Genomic DNA, 15683 nt, shown 5'->3' with positions numbered 1-15683 from the left:
AATCGCTTGGCTGGTCTAGGGACATCGCATCCGGACGGCTGGTTTGCACGAGACCATATATGGCTCGGCATAACGGTCTCAACCCGAATTGCCCTTCAGGCATCAAGGACTTTATGGCGGTGTCAGTTCTGCCCCAGATCAATCAAACGCCAGAGATGAACCCGGTTGACCGGCTGATGGCCGCCACGGCCGAGGATATGGCGCGCGTCAATACGATGATCCTGGATCGCGCCAAAAGCCATGTCGACATGGTGCCCGAGCTGGCCCGCTATCTCATCGAAAGCGGTGGCAAGCGACTGCGGCCCATGCTCACGGTGGCCGCGGCGATCCTGTTCGGCAAGGGCAATGGCAGCGCCATCAATTTCGCCGCTGCCGTCGAGTTCATGCACAATGCCACTCTGCTCCACGACGATGTTGTCGATGAGAGCGATATGCGCCGCGGCAAGCCGGCGGCCCGCATGGTGTGGGGCAACAAGGCGTCGATCCTGGTGGGCGATTTCCTGCTCGGCCAGGCTTTCATGATGATGGTTGAAACGCGCGACGTGGACGCGCTCGGCGTGTTGTCAGCGGCATCGGCCGTCATGGCCGAAGGTGAAGTTTTCCAGCTTGCCAAAACGGGCGATCTCACGACCAGTGTCGACGATTATGCCGAGGTGATCCGCGCCAAGACCGCGGTGCTGTTCGAAGCCGCCTGTGAAGTGGGTGCCATGTCGGGCGGTGCGGACGAGGCCGGGCGCAAGGCCCTGGCGCTCTATGGGCTTGAGCTGGGCAATGCCTTCCAACTGGTCGATGATGCGCTCGATTATGGTGGTCAATCGGGCACTTTGGGCAAGAATGTCGGCGACGACCTGCGCGAGGGTAAGATGACGCTACCGGTCATCCTGGCCCTGCAATCGGCCAGTGAAAGCGAACGCACGCTCATTGCCTCGGCGCTGGGCAATGCGGAAGCGACTGATCTCGAAGTACATCAGGTGGTGGCGATCTTTAATCGCTATGACACACTGCAAAAGACGCTGGAAAAGGCACAGGACCATGCCAAGGCGGCGATTGCAGCGCTGGACGGTCTGCCGGAAAGCGAGATGAAGTCCATTCTCGCCGATGTGGTGGTGCATAGCGTCAGCCGCGCCAGCTAGGCGAATATTCCGCGCCGCCTCCGAATAGGGCTGCCCTTAGAAACCCTGGCGGTAGGACACCATCAGACCCGAACCGCTTTGCCCGGCAATGTGACCGGCACTGATGGCATGCTTGAGCCCAAAGCCAAATGAGGCCTGATTTGGCAAACTCGCCTGATAGGACAGGTTGAGATCAACCTGCCGGCCAGATGCGTTCAGTTCGGCACGCGATGTCTGGTTGACGATGCTGCCATCAGCTGTGCGAGCGATCGGGCGGGTCATCTCAATCGTTCCCGATTCGATGCGCAAGGGCTGCGACAGTGACAGGGTCAGACGATCGCCGCTGGTGAGGGTATCAGCAAAACTCGCTCCAATCTCCATGCCCGAAAATGTCAATCCCGACAGGTCCGAAACCAGGCCTGCCCCACCACCCTGACGTGCCGCTGCGCCGTATTCGAACCGCCCGAAGAGCGACACTCCGGGCGCTAAAGGCTGCTCCGTGCCCAGGCTCAACGCACCGATGGCGCTGCCGGAGCCAAAGTCGAAGGCAGACCCGCCATCGAGCCCCATGACCGCGCCCTGCTCTTCAGCAAAAGTCGCGCCGAGCCGAACCTGCCCGCTCCCCGTCGGCAGAGAAAGGGTAAGGCCAGCGCCTGTCAGGCTGCCATGGTCTGTTGCGCCATGCTCGGCGGCAAAGCCATAGGCGGTCAGTTCCGCTGTCGAACCAATAGGCGCAATGGAGGCAAAGAGCAGGCCCTCTCCCGCCATCGAGAGCACGGAGGCCCGCCCACCGACGCCGGAAAACCCGCTTACGGCACCGGCGAGGTCGCCCGTGTGGAGGAGATTAAGTCCATCCTGACCCTGGTCGATGCTGGCCCGGTCCAGCAGGTGCGGCAGCATGGCAACGGGCGTGTTCTGCACCGCCGTGGCCGAAGACACCGAAAAGGCCCGATTAAGAGCATCGAATACGGCGATCTCCTGCGGGGCCATCGCCAGGGTCAGCGAGTCACCGAAGCTCGACGGCGCGACAATGGTTGACTGAGGCAGGCTATAGCGTTCTGCGCTGGCGATGCTGGCGCCGCTCAGCACCGAGACCGAGCCGATGGGGCTGAGGGCGGCTTTGATGTCCAGGACACCATGGCCCCATTCAGTCGAATAGGCGTGGGTTACGCCATTGCCATAGTCAATGGTCCCGGCGACTGGCACGCCCTGCGCGCTGAACCATGAATTGTCGGCGCTGGCCAGAAGGCGCTGCGCCCATTCGGAGGGCGTCATATCCGGAAAGGCCTGGGCCAGAAGCGCCACGGCACCCGATACCTGCGGCGCCACGAAGGAGGTGCCGTAGCTGCTGACATAATCGGCATTGCCGGTGTTCCAGGCGCCGGTGGTAATGCCATCGCCGGCCAGACAGAACTTTGCTGCCAGGCCACAAGCCGCCGACAGGCGCACTGCCCGGGTAATGTCGCCGCTGCCATTGACCTCGAAATAGCCATTGGCCGCCGCGATCCAGGCCTCGGCCAATCGTGGCTCGAAATAGGGCAATGCGGCCATGACATCGCCCCCGGTATAGGCGTTGTTGTTGGACAGCGCCCAGACAATGACACCGCTATTCTGGAAGCTGTCCAGGGCGTAGATGTAGTTTTGCCAATTGGTCGTGCCATGGCCGACGATGGCGTTCAGCGCCTGCGCCGTGCTGGCACCGGGATTGCTGGCAAAATAGGTCTGTAAGTTTCCCGTTGGGACATCGAAGCCCCAGGAATTATTCTGGGCCACCGCGTTCAATCCGGCCGCCGCCAGGGTGCCCGCGGTGACATTGGCGATATCGAAGGCCGAGCCACCCGGCGCAAAAGAGGTCAGATGCAGGCTGGCGTCGGGCGCAACGCCGTGAATGCCCACACCGTCTTTTTTGCCGGCGGCCAGCGAGGCCACATAGGTTCCGTGTCCCTTAACAGGGATCGTGCCGGTGGTCCAAATTGTCTTGCCGGCCAATTCCTGATGCGTCTGCAAAAAGCCATCGTCGACAATGGCGATCGTTTTGCCGGCACCGGTCAGCCCCGCGGAATGCGCCCAGTTGACGCCATGCAAAACGAACGGGGACGACTGCGTTCCGGTGGGCGTCACGCCACAGGTATGCGCAGAGCAGGTTGCGTCCGTGGCGCGGAACTCGGCAGAGGCGGCAAAGGTGGCCGCCAGGGCCGCATTGAAGGTCACGCTTCGCGTGCCCCAATTGGCGCTGGGCGCCGGGGTAAAAACCGAAATCGGTCCGGTGCTGGAACTACTCGAACTGCCTCCGCCGGGCGGAGAGGAGCTGCCGCCCGAGCAGGCAGCCAGTGCCGTGGCAAAGCCCAGGCAGATCAGCGCCTTGGAAATGGTCTGGAAAGTCAACTTTACGGGGCCCACGCCTAGCTTGTCGCATCCGGCGCATGCCGGATGCCCTTCAATAAGTGCGCCCCGCGCACTTATTAGCATCAAGCCGGTATTTGAGAAATCATGTTCCGGTCACGAAACGATCACATTTGAACCCGGACTAACGCGCCGTGCTCAATAGCGGCGCCGTGCCCACCCAGAAGTCCGGATGCAGGCGCCGCATTTCGCTGGCCGCCTCATGAGCCTGCCCTTCTGAGCCAAAAAGCCCAAAAACAGTGGCACCAGAGCCCGACATGCGCGCCAGCATGCAACCCGGACTTTCGGCCAGTTCCTCGATGAGCAGGCCGATCTCAGGCACAAGCTTGACCGCTGGCGGCTGCAGGTCATTGCGCGTTTCGTTCAGCCACAGGCCGAGCTGGGCCGGGCGGGTCAAGGGTTCGGGCAGAGCCGGCAATGGATAATTGTCATGGGCCCGCAGACGGCGGAAAATATCGGCAGTCGCCACCGCAATGCCGGGATTGACCAGCGTCACATAGAGCTGCGGGAATTCGGGCAACGGCGAGAGAATTTCCCCCACGCCCCGCGCGACGAGCGGCCGGGAGAGCAGGCAGGCGGGTATGTCGGCGCCCAGCGTGGCGGCCAGATCGGCCAGATCCGCCACGGCGACCGGTTCTGGAGCAAGACCTGCCAGGATGCGTAGGGCCGCGGCGGCATCGGCAGAACCGCCACCAATTCCCGCGGCAACCGGCAGGTTCTTGACCAGATGCAGGCTGAGGCCGGGTGGCGCCAGGTCGGGCCAGCGCGCCCGAAAGGCGGCCACGGCCCGCAGGACCAGATTGGTCGGGCCAGCGCCAAGGCCGGCCGCAAACGGCCCGGAAATGGTCAGGCTATCGGCATCGGCGGGCGAGGCCTCGAGGTCGTCGAAAATATCGGCGAAGACGACAAGGCTTTCCAGGTCATGATAGCCGTCTTCGCGCCGGCGCGTGACGTGCAGCGCCAGGTTGATCTTGGCGGGGGCAGTCTGGGCAATGGCCTCGATCATGCCCGATTACGGCGTCTTGGCGGCCGGCGCCAATCCCTCGGCCAATTTGGGCCCGACCCGTTCGGCCACATTGCCGGTCTCGTCCACCGAGCGCGCAATATTCCATTGGAACCGTGCTTCGAGCTTGCGCCCGACCTTCCAATAGGCATCGCCCAAATGGTCGTTGATCTCGGGGTCATTGGGCAGCAGCATGACGGCGCGCTCGAGCGTTTCCACCGCTTCATCCATGCGATCGAGCTTGTAGAAGGCCCAGCCCAGGGAGTCGATGATATAGCCATCCTGCGGTTGGGCCGCGACGGCCTGCTCAATCATCTCCAGGGCACGATCGAGATGCATGTCCTGGTCGATCCAGCTATAGCCCAGATAGTTCAGGACCTGGGGTTGGTCCGGATTGAGGTCGAGTGCCTTGAGAAAATCGGCCTCCGCCTTGGACCATTGCTTGGCGCGCTCATAGGCGATGCCGCGCACGTAATAGAACCGCCAGTCGGCCGGCGATTCGCCGCCGGTAATTTCCAGCGCCTTCCCATAGGCGTCGGCGGCCGCCAGGTAATCCTCGTCATAGCGCAGCAGGTCGCCGAGCGCGGAAACGGCATCGAGGTCGTGCGGGCGCGTCGCCACGATATTCCTCAGCCGCCGTATGGCCTCGGCACGGTCCCCCGTTGCATCCAGATTCTGCGCCACGCGTACCACGGCCATGGGCTTCATCGGCGAATTGACCGGGATGGCATCGTAAATCCGGTTGGCGGCCTGGTGCTGGCTGGCCACGTCGAGCAACTGACCCAGCGCAAGGGAGATCACGTCGGAGCCAGGGTCGAGATAGACGCCGAGGCGGAGAAAGACCAAAGCGAGATCGGCGCTGCCATCGCGCGACAGGGCCACGCCGATACCATGGAACATTTCGGCGGCACCGACCTGCACATTGGCGGCGAAGACACCGGGACGGCGGCCGGCCTCGACCGATTCGCGTACGATGGAAATGATCGGATGGGTCAGCCCTTCGCTTTCGAAGGCATCGAGCACGTCGAGAGCCTCGTCGAACCGGCCGGCATTGGCGAGCATGCGGGCATAGACTTCGGCCATGCGGGCCACATAGGGCTCGGCCTCGAAGGCACGCCCTGCCAGTTCCAGCGCCAGTTCGGTATCGCCGGCAGCTTCGGCCATCAAGGCCCGGTGGAACACCAGGAATTCATCGAGTCCATTGGCACCGATTTCTTCCATCAGCGCCTGCGCTTCGTCGGCGCGATTGTCGCCGATCAGCGCCCAGGCGCGCAGGATTCCGGCGGTAATGCCGCTAAAGCTGTCCTGGGAAATTTTGCTCAACTGGCGCCCGGCGGCGCCATAGCGGCGCTCCTTGAGCGCCTCGGCGGCCACGACGAGTTCGGCCAGTTCATTGGCCGGATCGAGTTCGAGCATATGGCGCGCGGTCGAAGAGGCCTTGCCGATCTGGCCGTCTGCTGCCAGCGCGATGAAGGCGCGCTCGACAAGGACAGGATTGTCCCAGTCGCTCTGCGCCGCATCGGAAAAATACCGCGCGGCTTCGTCGGTGCGCAGGTCCTTGAGCGCCTGCTGGCCGGCCATATAGGAACCCGTGACACTGGGTCGGAACAGCTTGAGCATATCCTGCGCGGCCTGGCGCAGGCCCATGCTGGCGTCGCTCTGGGCCGCGAGGGGCGAGGCCAGAAGCGCAAGCAAGGCCGCCATGGTCAGGCGCCATGCCCGTCGATTGGAAAGCAGGGTCACGTGCTCAAATTCTCCCTATGCCGATACCGGCTGCATTTGGGCGCAAAGATTGTCCGTTTTGCGACTGCACCGCAAGGGCAGCGCGTCTTCGGCGCCGTCACATTCCGCTGTAATTGGGCCCGCTGCCACCCTCGGGCGGCACCCAGGTGATGTTGCGGGCCGGGTCCTTGATGTCGCAAGTCTTGCAGTGCACGCAATTGGCCGCATGGATGCGGAAAACCGGCTCTCCGCCCTCTTCGGCCATTTCATAAACGCCGGCAGGGCAATAGAGCGGCGCCGGCTCGCCATAAAGCGGCAGGTTTTCGCCCACCGGCACGGTCGGATCGGCTAGTCTGAGATGGATTGGCTGGTCCTCGTCATGGGCGAGATTGGACAGGAACACCGAGGCGGACCGATCGAAGGTCGTCTTGCCATCGGGCCGTGCATATTGGCGCGGCGTGACGGCATCGAGCGGCTTGAGCCTGGCCGAATCAGGCGTCGACCAGCGCTGTGTGCCAAAGGGAGAGAACCGCAACACGGCCTGGCACCACATGTCGAAACCGCCGAGAAAAGCGCCGAGCAAAGTGCCAAAGCGACCCCATAGCGGCTTCAGGTTCCGCACGCCGGTGAGCTCTTTTTCGATGCCGGTGGAGAGAACGTGGTGCCCGAAATCCTCGATGCGGTCGTGCTGCCGCCCGGTCGCTATGGCCGCGCCCACGGCGTCGGCCGCGCCAATGCCGGAAAGGATGGCATTATGAATGGCTTTGAGGCGCGGCGCGTTCATGAAACCTGCCGCACAACCGATCAATCCGCCGCCTGCAAAAGCCAGGTCCGGAATGGCCTGCAAGCCGCCGGCCGTCAGGGATCGCGCGCCATAACTGATGCGGGTCGCGCCTTCGAGTAGCCGGGCAATGGACGGATGGGTCTTGAAGCGTTGGAATTCGTCGAAAGGCGACAATGTGGGGTCGGTATAATCGAGATGCACGACCAGCCCCAGATAGAGCTTGTTGTCCTGGGCGTGATAGGCAAAGCCGCCGCCGCCCGTGCCATTGTCGAGGGGAAAACCGAGATAGTGATCGACCTTGCCCGGCGCGTGCCGGTCCGGGGCGATTTCCCAGACCTCCTTGATCCCGAGGCCGAATTTTTGCGGGCTGGCATTCTTGTCCAGCGTGAAATCGCCAATAATCTGCTTGGCCAGCGAGCCGCGCGCACCTTCGGCGATCAGCGTATATTTGGCTTCGAGCGCAATGCCCTGGGCGTGACCGGGTTTGGGATTACCCTGGGCGTCCAGACCCAGATCGCCAGTGATAATGCCGCGTACCGGCCCGTCGCCCGACCGCAGCACATCGACCGCCGCCGTCATCGGAAAGATATCGACGCCAAGCTCGGCCGCCTGTTCGCCGAGCCAGCGGACCAGATCGCCCAGACTGACGATAATACCGTTCCTCGTGCGCATTTGCGGCGGCACCAGCGCATGGGGAAAGGCAAAATCCCCCGTTCCGGTCAGAAAGTGATAGGTGTCCCTGGTGACGTCCGGACCGACCGGAGCGCCTTTGAGGCGCCAGTCAGAGATCAGCGCATCCAGGCCCACCGGGTCCATGACCGCGCCGGACAGAATATGCCCGCCGATCTCGGCAGCCTTTTCCACCACCGTCACGGCGAGGTCAGGATGGCGCTGCTTGAGCCGAATGGCCGCTGCCAGTCCGGATGGACCGGCACCAACAATCAGCACATCGGTGGGAAGCGTTTCACGATTGCCGGCATCTGCCATTGGAAATGCACCTTTGGGGCCTTTGGGGCGTCTGGTCGCCTCGCACGGGGTGTGACATAACAGGCCCAATGTCTCAAGATCGACCGCTCAACAATGCCGAATTGCTCTCGGTGCTCGACTGGTATCGGGCTGCCGGGGTGGATCTGGCTGTGGTCGATGAGCCGGTGGACCGCTTTGCCCAACGGCCTCCCGCGCCCAGCGCCCCGGCACAGCGCGCAGTCGCTGTGGCTGAGGTTACCCCGCCCGCCACGCCCTCGCCCGGCCCGATAGGCGGCGATCCCGGCGAAGCGCGGCAATTGGCGGCCTCGGCGCAAAATCTGGACGAGTTGCGCGACATTCTCGAACGCTATGACGGCTGCGGGCTGAAATTCCGCGCCACGCAGCTGGTCTTCGCCGACGGCAATCCGGACGCCAAGATCATGTTGATCGGCGAAGCGCCGGGCGCGGAAGAAGACCGCCAGGGCAAGCCTTTTGTCGGCCGCTCGGGCCAATTGCTCAATCGCATGCTGGGCGCCATCGGGCTGGACCGGACCAAGGTCTATATTGTCAATACCGTGCCCTGGCGCCCGCCCGGCAACCGCACGCCGACGCCTGAGGAAATGGAACTGTGCCTGCCTTTCCTTAACCGGCAGGTGGAACTGGTCGCCCCAAAGCTGGTCATGACGCTTGGCGGCCCCGCCATGCAGACGGTGTTCAAGACCACCAATGGCATCATCAAAATGCGGGGCAAGTGGCAGGAGGTCAGCATCGGTGCGCATGAGGTGCCGGCGCTGCCCACGCTGCATCCGGCATATCTCCTGCGCAATCCGGCGGCCAAGCAGCAGGCCTGGCGTGACCTGATCAGCTTCAGGCAACGGCTGGACGCGCTTGGTCTGGGCTGATCTTGGATTGAGGGGCTAGGCAGAGCAACTTGACGCGCTATGGTCGCGTTGAGCTGATTTGCAACGTTCCTCTATGTCATCCGAAGGCCGCATCGCGTCATGGCTTCCGTCATCAAGATTTATGCCCTGTTCCTGGGTTCCGCGCTGCTCATGTTCGGTGGTGGATTGCAGGGGCTCCTGTTGTCCGTCCGTGGCGCGGAAGAAAATTTCTCGTTGCTCGCACTGGGCCTGATCGGCACCGGCTGGTCGGCCGGCTTCGTCGCCGGCTCGCTGACCGTACCGCTCGTCGTGCGCAAAGTGGGGCATATTCGCGCCTTCTCGGTCATGGCCGCCATCGGCACCATTACCATTCTGCTCAACCTGCTCTGGATCAACGATATCGGCTGGATCGTGCTGCGCGCCCTTTCCGGCTTCTGTTTTGCCGGCGCGGCAATGATCGTTGAAAGCTGGCTCAACGAGGTGGCCGACAATCGCAGCCGCGGCACGATCTTTTCGATCTATGTGACCATCAATATGGCCGCCTCGACACTGGGCCAGGTCGCCATGTCGGTGACCGGCACAGCCGGCTATATTCCCTTTGTCATCGGCGCCATAAGTTTCATCTGTGCGGTCCTGCCGACGGCCCTCACCTCAAGCCCGCAGCCCAAGCCGCTGCAATCAGCCAAGCTCGATTTAGGCCTGCTCTATCGCACCTCCCCTGTCGCTGCCATTGCCGCCTTTTCCTGCGGCATGGCCAATGGCGCCTTTGGCACGCTGGCCCCGGTCTATGGTTATGAACAGGGCCTGGATGCGGGCGGCATTGCTCTGCTGTTCGCGGTTGCCGCCATTCTGGGCGCCATTGCCCAGGTCCCGTTCGGCCGCTTGTCGGATCGCATCGACCGGCGACTGGTGCTGATCGGCCTGTCGGGAACCGCGGCATTTGTGGGCGCGCTGACCGTGCTGATCAATCCGGGCGCTGGCTGGGGCATGTATGTGCTGTTCGCCGCCTATGGCTTTGCCGCCAATCCCATCTATGCCGTGGCCGTGGCCCACGCCAATGACTTTGCCCGCGACGGCGACTTCGCCAAGATCGCGGGGGGCATGCTGCTCATCCTGGGTATCGGTCTTGCCATCGGCCCGGCCCTGGCTTCCATCGTCATGGGCGCCTGGCATCCGGTGGGCCTGTTCGTGATCACGGCCACCTTCCACGGGGCCCTGGCGGGTGCGGCCTATCTGCGCATGCGGGTGCGCAAGGGCGTGGATGCGGCCGAACGGGCGCCATTCCAGGCCATGAGCGACAAGCAGGTGACACCAGAGAGCTTTGTTCTCGACCCGCGTGCTGATAATGAGGCGGACGATATCGAGGTCATGGGCGAAGCGCCTGTGCCCGAGGAACTGATCGAGACCCTGGAGGAGAATGGCGATGTTCAAGACGGAAAGGTTTGAGGATCGCCCGTTCAAGCCCCTCTCCATTGCCGTCATTGCCGTTTCCGATACGCGAACGCTCGAAACCGATACCGGCGGGGCCCTGCTCAAGTCCCTGCTCGAGGCCGACGGCCACACCTGTTTCGAGCGGCAAGTGGTCCGCGATGAAATCCAATTGGTGCGGGCGGCGGTCCAGGCCTATGTCGCCAACCGCCAGGTCGATGTGATTCTCACCACCGGGGGCACCGGCTTTTCCGGCCGCGACATCACGCCGGAAGCCATCGAGCCGCTGTTCGACAAACGCATGGAGGGCTTTTCCGTGCTCTTCCACCAATATTCTGCAACGACCGTCGGTACCTCTTCGCTGCAGTCGCGCGCCACGGCGGGCCTGATCGGCACCACCTTCGTGTTCTGCCTGCCTGGCTCGCGCGGCGCTTGCCGGGATGCCTGGGAAGGCATCCTGACACACCAGCTCGACTACCGGCACAAGCCGTGCAATTTCGTCGAACTGATGCCCCGGCTGGACGAACGCTGAAATTGAAGAAGGCGCCGGATCGCTCCGGCGCCTTGTTTTAGTCCGGGCATTGGACGCCTTAGTGCCCGCCATGCCCCGGTGCGCCGCTCTCAGGCTTGCGGATGAAGAAAGCCGCGACAATAGCAAAGAGCGAGATTATCGCGCCGACCAGGAAAGCGAGGCGGATACCGCCGGCCAAGGCCTCGACCGGGTCGACACCTTCGCCTGCCAGCGTCGCAGTGCGAATGGTCATCAGTGCGATGAACAGCGCAATGCCCGCCGCGCCCGCCAATTGCTGGATCGAGCCCAGCACGGCCGAAGCATGCGAATAGAGCTCCATGCGCACCGACCCCATGGACGAGGTGAAGACGGGCGTGAAGATCAGCGCCAGGCCGACACTGAGCACCATGTGACCGGCCAGGAGCGCCCATGGCGAAGTGTCCTGCCCCACCATGGTCAATGCCCAGAGCACGGCCGAGACCAGAATAGCGCCGGGCACGGCCAGGACCGTGGGACCCACGCGGTCGAACAGACGACCGACCACCGGGCCGAGAAGGCCCATAAGCAGGCCGCCGGGCAGGAGCAGCAGGCCGGTCTGCAGCGTATCGAGCCCAACCACATTCTGGGTATAGATGGGCAGCAGGATGACCGTGCCGAACAGCGTCATCATGGCGATCAGCATCATCGAGACCGAGACCGTGTAGTTGCGCGACTGGAAGACGCGCAGGTCGAGCAGGGCCTTGTCCTCGCGCTGCAGCACGAATTGACGCCAGATGAAAAGCGCCATAGCAACCAGACCCACGGCAATCGGCGCCCAAAGCGGCATGACCGTTGCTTCGCCGCCATGCGCAAAGCTCTCACCAAAGCTGGACAGGCCATAGACCAGGCCGCCAAATGCGAAGGCCGACAGGATCACCGACAGATAGTCCAGCGGCGCATAGCGCGGGGTCGAGACATTGCGAATGCGCAGCGCACCCAGAACCAGCGCCGCAATGGCGATGGGCAGGGTGAAATAGAACATGAAGCGCCAGTCGAAATTATTCAGGATGAACCCGCCAATGGTCGGGCCGATGGCCGGCGCCACCGACATGACGATGGAGATATTGCCCATGGTCTTGCCGCGCGCTTCTGGTGGCACCAGGGTCATGACCGTGGTCATGAGCAGCGGCATCATGATGGCCGTGCCCACCGCCTGGATGACGCGGCCAGCAACCAGGAATTCGAGGCCGGGCGACAGGGCGCAGACCAGCGTCCCGGCAGCAAAAATGCTGATCGCCAGAAGGAAGATCGGCCGCGTATTGAGCCGTTGCAGCAGGAAACCGGTGATCGGGATCACCACCGCCATGGTCAGGAGAAAGGCGGTCGTCAGCCATTGGGCGGCGCTGGCGGTAACACCCAGATCGCCCATCAGATGGGGAATGGCCACGCTCATGATGGTTTCGTTGAGAAACACCACGAAGGTCGATATCAGCAGGATGGCGATAACCAGCCGATTGCGGGCCGCATTATCAGGATGGTGTGGCGCGATTTCCATCGCGTCGTCCATGGTCGCTTGCATTGTCATTCTCAACATCCTCGGTTTGGTGCGGCGTGTCGCCCTCATGACGGAGCAGGCCGTCAGCTTTCGACACTGATTTCCAAAATTTCTGCGACAATGGCTGTCAGCAGAGAGCAGTATGGCGAATGTTCCGCCTCCCTTTGCGGGTGCGGGCTAAAATTTCGGTGGAATTGAAGGGCCTTTCGGGGCCCGGTTTCCTACGCTCACAAACGCGTGACGTAAAGTCTTGTAATGCATGGGTGCCATACCGATATCTGTTCCGGCAGCGGGTGAAACCGCATGCGTGTTCTTGTTCTGTTCTCAATAGCCTGATAGCATTTGCTGGTGCTGGAGGAATAGCGATTCCCTCCGGCGCGCAGTCAGGAGACAGGACCATGGCCCTTTATCAGGCGCCCTCTTTTGAAGCCCTTGAACGCTTGAGCCGCAGCCGCGATGCCGACCTGGCGCGGCGCGAACTCGTGCAGCCCGATCGCATTCGCGGTCGCGGCGCGCAGACCAATCGTTCGGGCCGGTTCGAGCCGCATCAGCGCGACAGTTTTGACGATGGCTGGGGGAGCGTCGAACCGCTGCCGCTGTTCGAGACCGTCGAGCATATCGAGCGCGCCAAGACTATCATCACCACCAATGACAGCCCCGATATCGGCTTTGAGCGCTCGATCAACGCCTATCGGGGTTGCGAGCATGGCTGCTCGTACTGTTTTGCTCGCCCCACCCATGCCTATCTCGGCCATTCGGCAGGCGTGGATTTCGAGCGCGACATCTATGTCAAAGCCAATGCGGTGGAAGCGCTGCGGGCCGAATTGTCCGCCAAGAGCTATCGCCCCAAGCCAATCGCCATGGGCACCAATACCGATCCCTATCAGCCGGCCGAGCGCACCCATAAGCTGACGCGGGGCATTCTCGAGGTCATGCTGGAAACCCGGCATCCGGTGATGATCACCACCAAGTCGGCGCTGATCGTGCGCGATCTCGATATCCTGACCGAGCTGGCAAAGCTGGGCCTGGTCAAGGTCGCCATTTCGGTGACCTCGATGGATCATAAGCTGAGCCGCAAGATGGAGCCGCGTGCCTCCTCCCCGGCACGGCGACTGGAGGCAATCCGGCTCCTGTCGGAGGCCGGCATTCCCACCGCCATTTTCGCCTCGCCCATGATCCCGGCGATCAATGATATGGAACTTGAGCGCATTCTGGATGCCGGCAAGGCGCAGGGCGCCATCAGCGCGTCGATGATCCTACTGCGCCTGCCCGGCGAAGTGCGGGACGTGTTCCGCGAATGGCTGCTCAGGCATTTCCCCGACCGGGTGCGCCATGTGCTCTCGCTGGTCCGCGACACTCGTGGCGGCAAGGACTATGACGCGCGCTGGGGGACACGCATGACCGGTGAAGGCCCATATGCGACGCTGTTGCGTCAGCGCTTCGAGAAAGCGCGGGAGCGCTATGGGTTGGACGCCAAGCTGCCACCTTTGCGGATCGACCTGTTCGAGTCGCCCAAGGTGGACAGCCCGCAGTTGAGCCTGTTCTAGACCCTAATATTGGGCCACTTTGCGCGCATAGGCCGACATGAAATCGAGTGAGGCGAGCACCCCGCGCAGCGACAGCCAGGTTTGGACCGGCTGCTCATGGCCCTTGAGCGGCACCGAAAGCGTCACTGCATTGCGATCCTTCATCATTTCGATGATCGCCTCGAGGCGGGCGGGATCGGCAATGAAAAACTGGTTGATCGTATTGTGGCGCGTCTCGATATCGGTGCCGAAATCGAGAACGATCGGTGCTTCGCCGCCAAATTGCAGGCTGATCGGCCGGGCGGGATCATACTCGCCGTCGTCGGAGGCGACGGTTATGGCTAGGTCGAGCGCGCCATCGAGCCGGTTGCGGATCAGGGTCAATTTATAGGCCGGCAGATTGGCGCCGTTCAGTTCCTGGCTGCCAGTGCTGGCAAAGCAGGAATGGAAGTAATAGCCGTCGGCATCTTCATTGATCAGGTCCGGGCAGGCAGCCAGCCAGTCCCGGTGGTATTCGCGCCATTCGCCAAAAGAGTGGTGGAAGGGTTCAGCCGAAACGGCACCGGTCAGCAGCACAAGTGCCGCAAGGCCAATTGCTTTGCGCATCAAAGTCTCTCTCGCCTTTGCCCCCCGGCTCAGACTCTTGTATCAGCTAGAGCCTGATCGGGAATAGTCCTGACCGGTAGAGCGGCCGTGCCGGATTGGCGGCACGACGTCTAGGCCGAATGGAAAGTCGTAAATTTATGTCCGTCCAGACCACAAACGGCACCAGGCTCTATTTTGTTGCGACCGAGGGTCCGGCCCTCAGCAGCGAGCAGGATGCGCTCGATCTCCTGGGCGAAATCTATGGCACGGAAGCCGACATGATCGTGGTGCCCGCCGGTCGTTTCGCGCCGGGCTTTTTCGATCTTTCGACCAAAATGGCCGGCCACTTCTTCCAGAAGCTGCAGAATTATCAAATGCGCCTCGCCATTCTGGGCGATATTTCCGCGCATACCGCCGCCAGCAAGGCGCTGCACGACTTTGTCGGCGAGACCAATCGTGTCGGCCATCACCTTTTTGCCCAGGACAGGACGGCGCTCGAGGCCCGCCTCGAGGGCAAGGATTGACCATGGCGCGGCGGAATAACGGCAATTCGGCCCTTGGGGAGCTGTTCGCCGCAGAGGCCGGCTATCCCGATTTCAGCCACGAGGAAATGTTGATGGCTCGTGGCGCGCGGTTCGTTGCCGGCGTGGACGAGGCCGGGCGCGGCCCCCTGGCAGGCCCGGTCGTGGTGGCCGCGGTGCGGCTCGATCCGGCCAATATCCCGGCCGGCCTCAACGATTCCAAGAAACTGACGGCGGAGAAACGCGACCTCCTTTTCGACGCCATCGTTCGCTCGGCCGAGGTGGCAATTGTCTCGGCACCGCCCAGTGACATCCTCTTGCGCAATATTCGTGGGGCCACCCTGGCCGCCATGGCGAGGGCTGTGGCCGCCCTTTCCTGCCGGGCCGACAGGGTGCTGGTGGATGGGCGCGATGTGCCGCCCGATCTCCCCTGCCCGGGCATTGCGCTGATCGGCGGGGATGGACGCAGCGTTTCCATCGCGGCGGCCTCAATCGTCGCCAAGGTCACCCGGGACAGGATGTGCGCCATCATGGATGGCGATGCGCCCCATTTCGGCTTTTCGGGGCATAAGGGCTATGGCACGGCGGCCCATCTCGCGGCCCTGGGCCTGCATGGACCCTGTCGCCACCACCGTCGCGACTTTGCGCCGGTCGCCGCGCTTCTGACCGACAAAAACGTCCTCGGGACAGTCGATTAACCCCTCGCT

General features: G+C 62.8%; 13 protein-coding genes. 7 read left to right on the top strand and 6 right to left on the bottom strand.

The annotated features are described in order from the left end of the window. Positions 1–119: 119 nt before the first annotated feature. Entirely contained in the window at positions 120–1133 is a 1014-nt protein-coding gene (locus V8Z65_RS03820) for a polyprenyl synthetase family protein (protein ID WP_338722648.1), read from the top strand. A 36-nt stretch (positions 1134–1169) separates the two neighbouring features. Here V8Z65_RS03820 and V8Z65_RS03815 read toward each other — a convergent pair whose 3' ends face one another. From V8Z65_RS03815 to V8Z65_RS03800, 4 genes are all read right to left on the bottom strand, one after another. Continuing rightward, a complete protein-coding gene (locus V8Z65_RS03815) occupies positions 1170–3512 on the bottom strand; it encodes a S8 family peptidase (RefSeq protein WP_338722646.1) in 2343 nt (780 codons plus the stop codon). Between the two features lie 127 nt (positions 3513–3639). Next, positions 3640–4521, bottom strand: a complete 882-nt coding sequence (locus V8Z65_RS03810) for a 4-(cytidine 5'-diphospho)-2-C-methyl-D-erythritol kinase (RefSeq protein WP_338722645.1) — start codon at positions 4519–4521, stop codon at positions 3640–3642. A gap of 6 nt (positions 4522–4527) precedes the next feature. Then, positions 4528–6261: a tetratricopeptide repeat protein gene (locus V8Z65_RS03805; RefSeq protein ID WP_338722643.1), complete on the bottom strand. Its 1734-nt coding sequence runs from the start codon at positions 6259–6261 to the stop codon at positions 4528–4530. A gap of 97 nt (positions 6262–6358) precedes the next feature. Next, positions 6359–8011 (bottom strand): electron transfer flavoprotein-ubiquinone oxidoreductase, encoded by a 1653-nt coding sequence (locus V8Z65_RS03800; protein WP_338722642.1) that lies wholly within the window; start codon positions 8009–8011, stop codon positions 6359–6361. 68 nt (positions 8012–8079) lie between these two features. Here V8Z65_RS03800 and V8Z65_RS03795 point away from each other — a divergent pair, with 68 nt between their 5' ends. The 3 genes from V8Z65_RS03795 (at position 8080) to moaB (ending at position 10831) form a co-directional block, all read left to right on the top strand. Further along, a complete protein-coding gene (locus V8Z65_RS03795; RefSeq protein ID WP_338722641.1) occupies positions 8080–8892 on the top strand; it encodes a uracil-DNA glycosylase in 813 nt (270 codons plus the stop codon). Positions 8893–8991: 99 nt separating this feature from the next. Further along, a complete protein-coding gene (locus V8Z65_RS03790) occupies positions 8992–10317 on the top strand; it encodes an MFS transporter (RefSeq protein WP_338722640.1) in 1326 nt (441 codons plus the stop codon). Continuing rightward, positions 10295–10831, top strand: a complete 537-nt coding sequence (moaB, locus tag V8Z65_RS03785) for a molybdenum cofactor biosynthesis protein B (protein WP_338722638.1) — start codon at positions 10295–10297, stop codon at positions 10829–10831. The genes V8Z65_RS03790 and moaB overlap by 23 nt, the downstream gene beginning before the upstream one ends. 58 nt (positions 10832–10889) lie before the next feature. On the opposite strand, the gene V8Z65_RS03780 is transcribed toward moaB, so the two are convergent. Further along, positions 10890–12374, bottom strand: a complete 1485-nt coding sequence (locus tag V8Z65_RS03780; RefSeq protein ID WP_338722636.1) for an MDR family MFS transporter — start codon at positions 12372–12374, stop codon at positions 10890–10892. A 368-nt stretch (positions 12375–12742) separates the two neighbouring features. Here V8Z65_RS03780 and V8Z65_RS03775 point away from each other — a divergent pair, with 368 nt between their 5' ends. Next, positions 12743–13891: a PA0069 family radical SAM protein gene (locus tag V8Z65_RS03775; protein ID WP_338722635.1), complete on the top strand. Its 1149-nt coding sequence runs from the start codon at positions 12743–12745 to the stop codon at positions 13889–13891. Between the two features lie 3 nt (positions 13892–13894). On the opposite strand, the gene V8Z65_RS03770 is transcribed toward V8Z65_RS03775, so the two are convergent. Beyond that, positions 13895–14476, bottom strand: a complete 582-nt coding sequence (locus V8Z65_RS03770) for a hypothetical protein (protein WP_338722634.1) — start codon at positions 14474–14476, stop codon at positions 13895–13897. A gap of 137 nt (positions 14477–14613) precedes the next feature. On the opposite strand from V8Z65_RS03770, the gene V8Z65_RS03765 reads away from it, so the two are divergent. Both V8Z65_RS03765 and V8Z65_RS03760 read left to right on the top strand, forming a co-directional pair. Further along, positions 14614–14979 carry a DUF4180 domain-containing protein gene (locus tag V8Z65_RS03765; RefSeq protein ID WP_338722633.1) on the top strand — a complete coding sequence of 122 codons (366 nt, stop codon included), beginning with the start codon at positions 14614–14616 and terminating at the stop codon, positions 14977–14979. A gap of 2 nt (positions 14980–14981) precedes the next feature. Continuing rightward, entirely contained in the window at positions 14982–15674 is a 693-nt protein-coding gene (locus V8Z65_RS03760) for a ribonuclease HII (protein ID WP_338722632.1), read from the top strand. Positions 15675–15683 lie beyond the last annotated feature (9 nt).

It is taken from the genome of Devosia sp. XK-2 (assembly GCF_037113415.1).
Taxonomy (GTDB): domain Bacteria; phylum Pseudomonadota; class Alphaproteobacteria; order Rhizobiales; family Devosiaceae; genus Devosia.
This window is presented reverse-complemented; position numbering and strand designations above follow the sequence as displayed.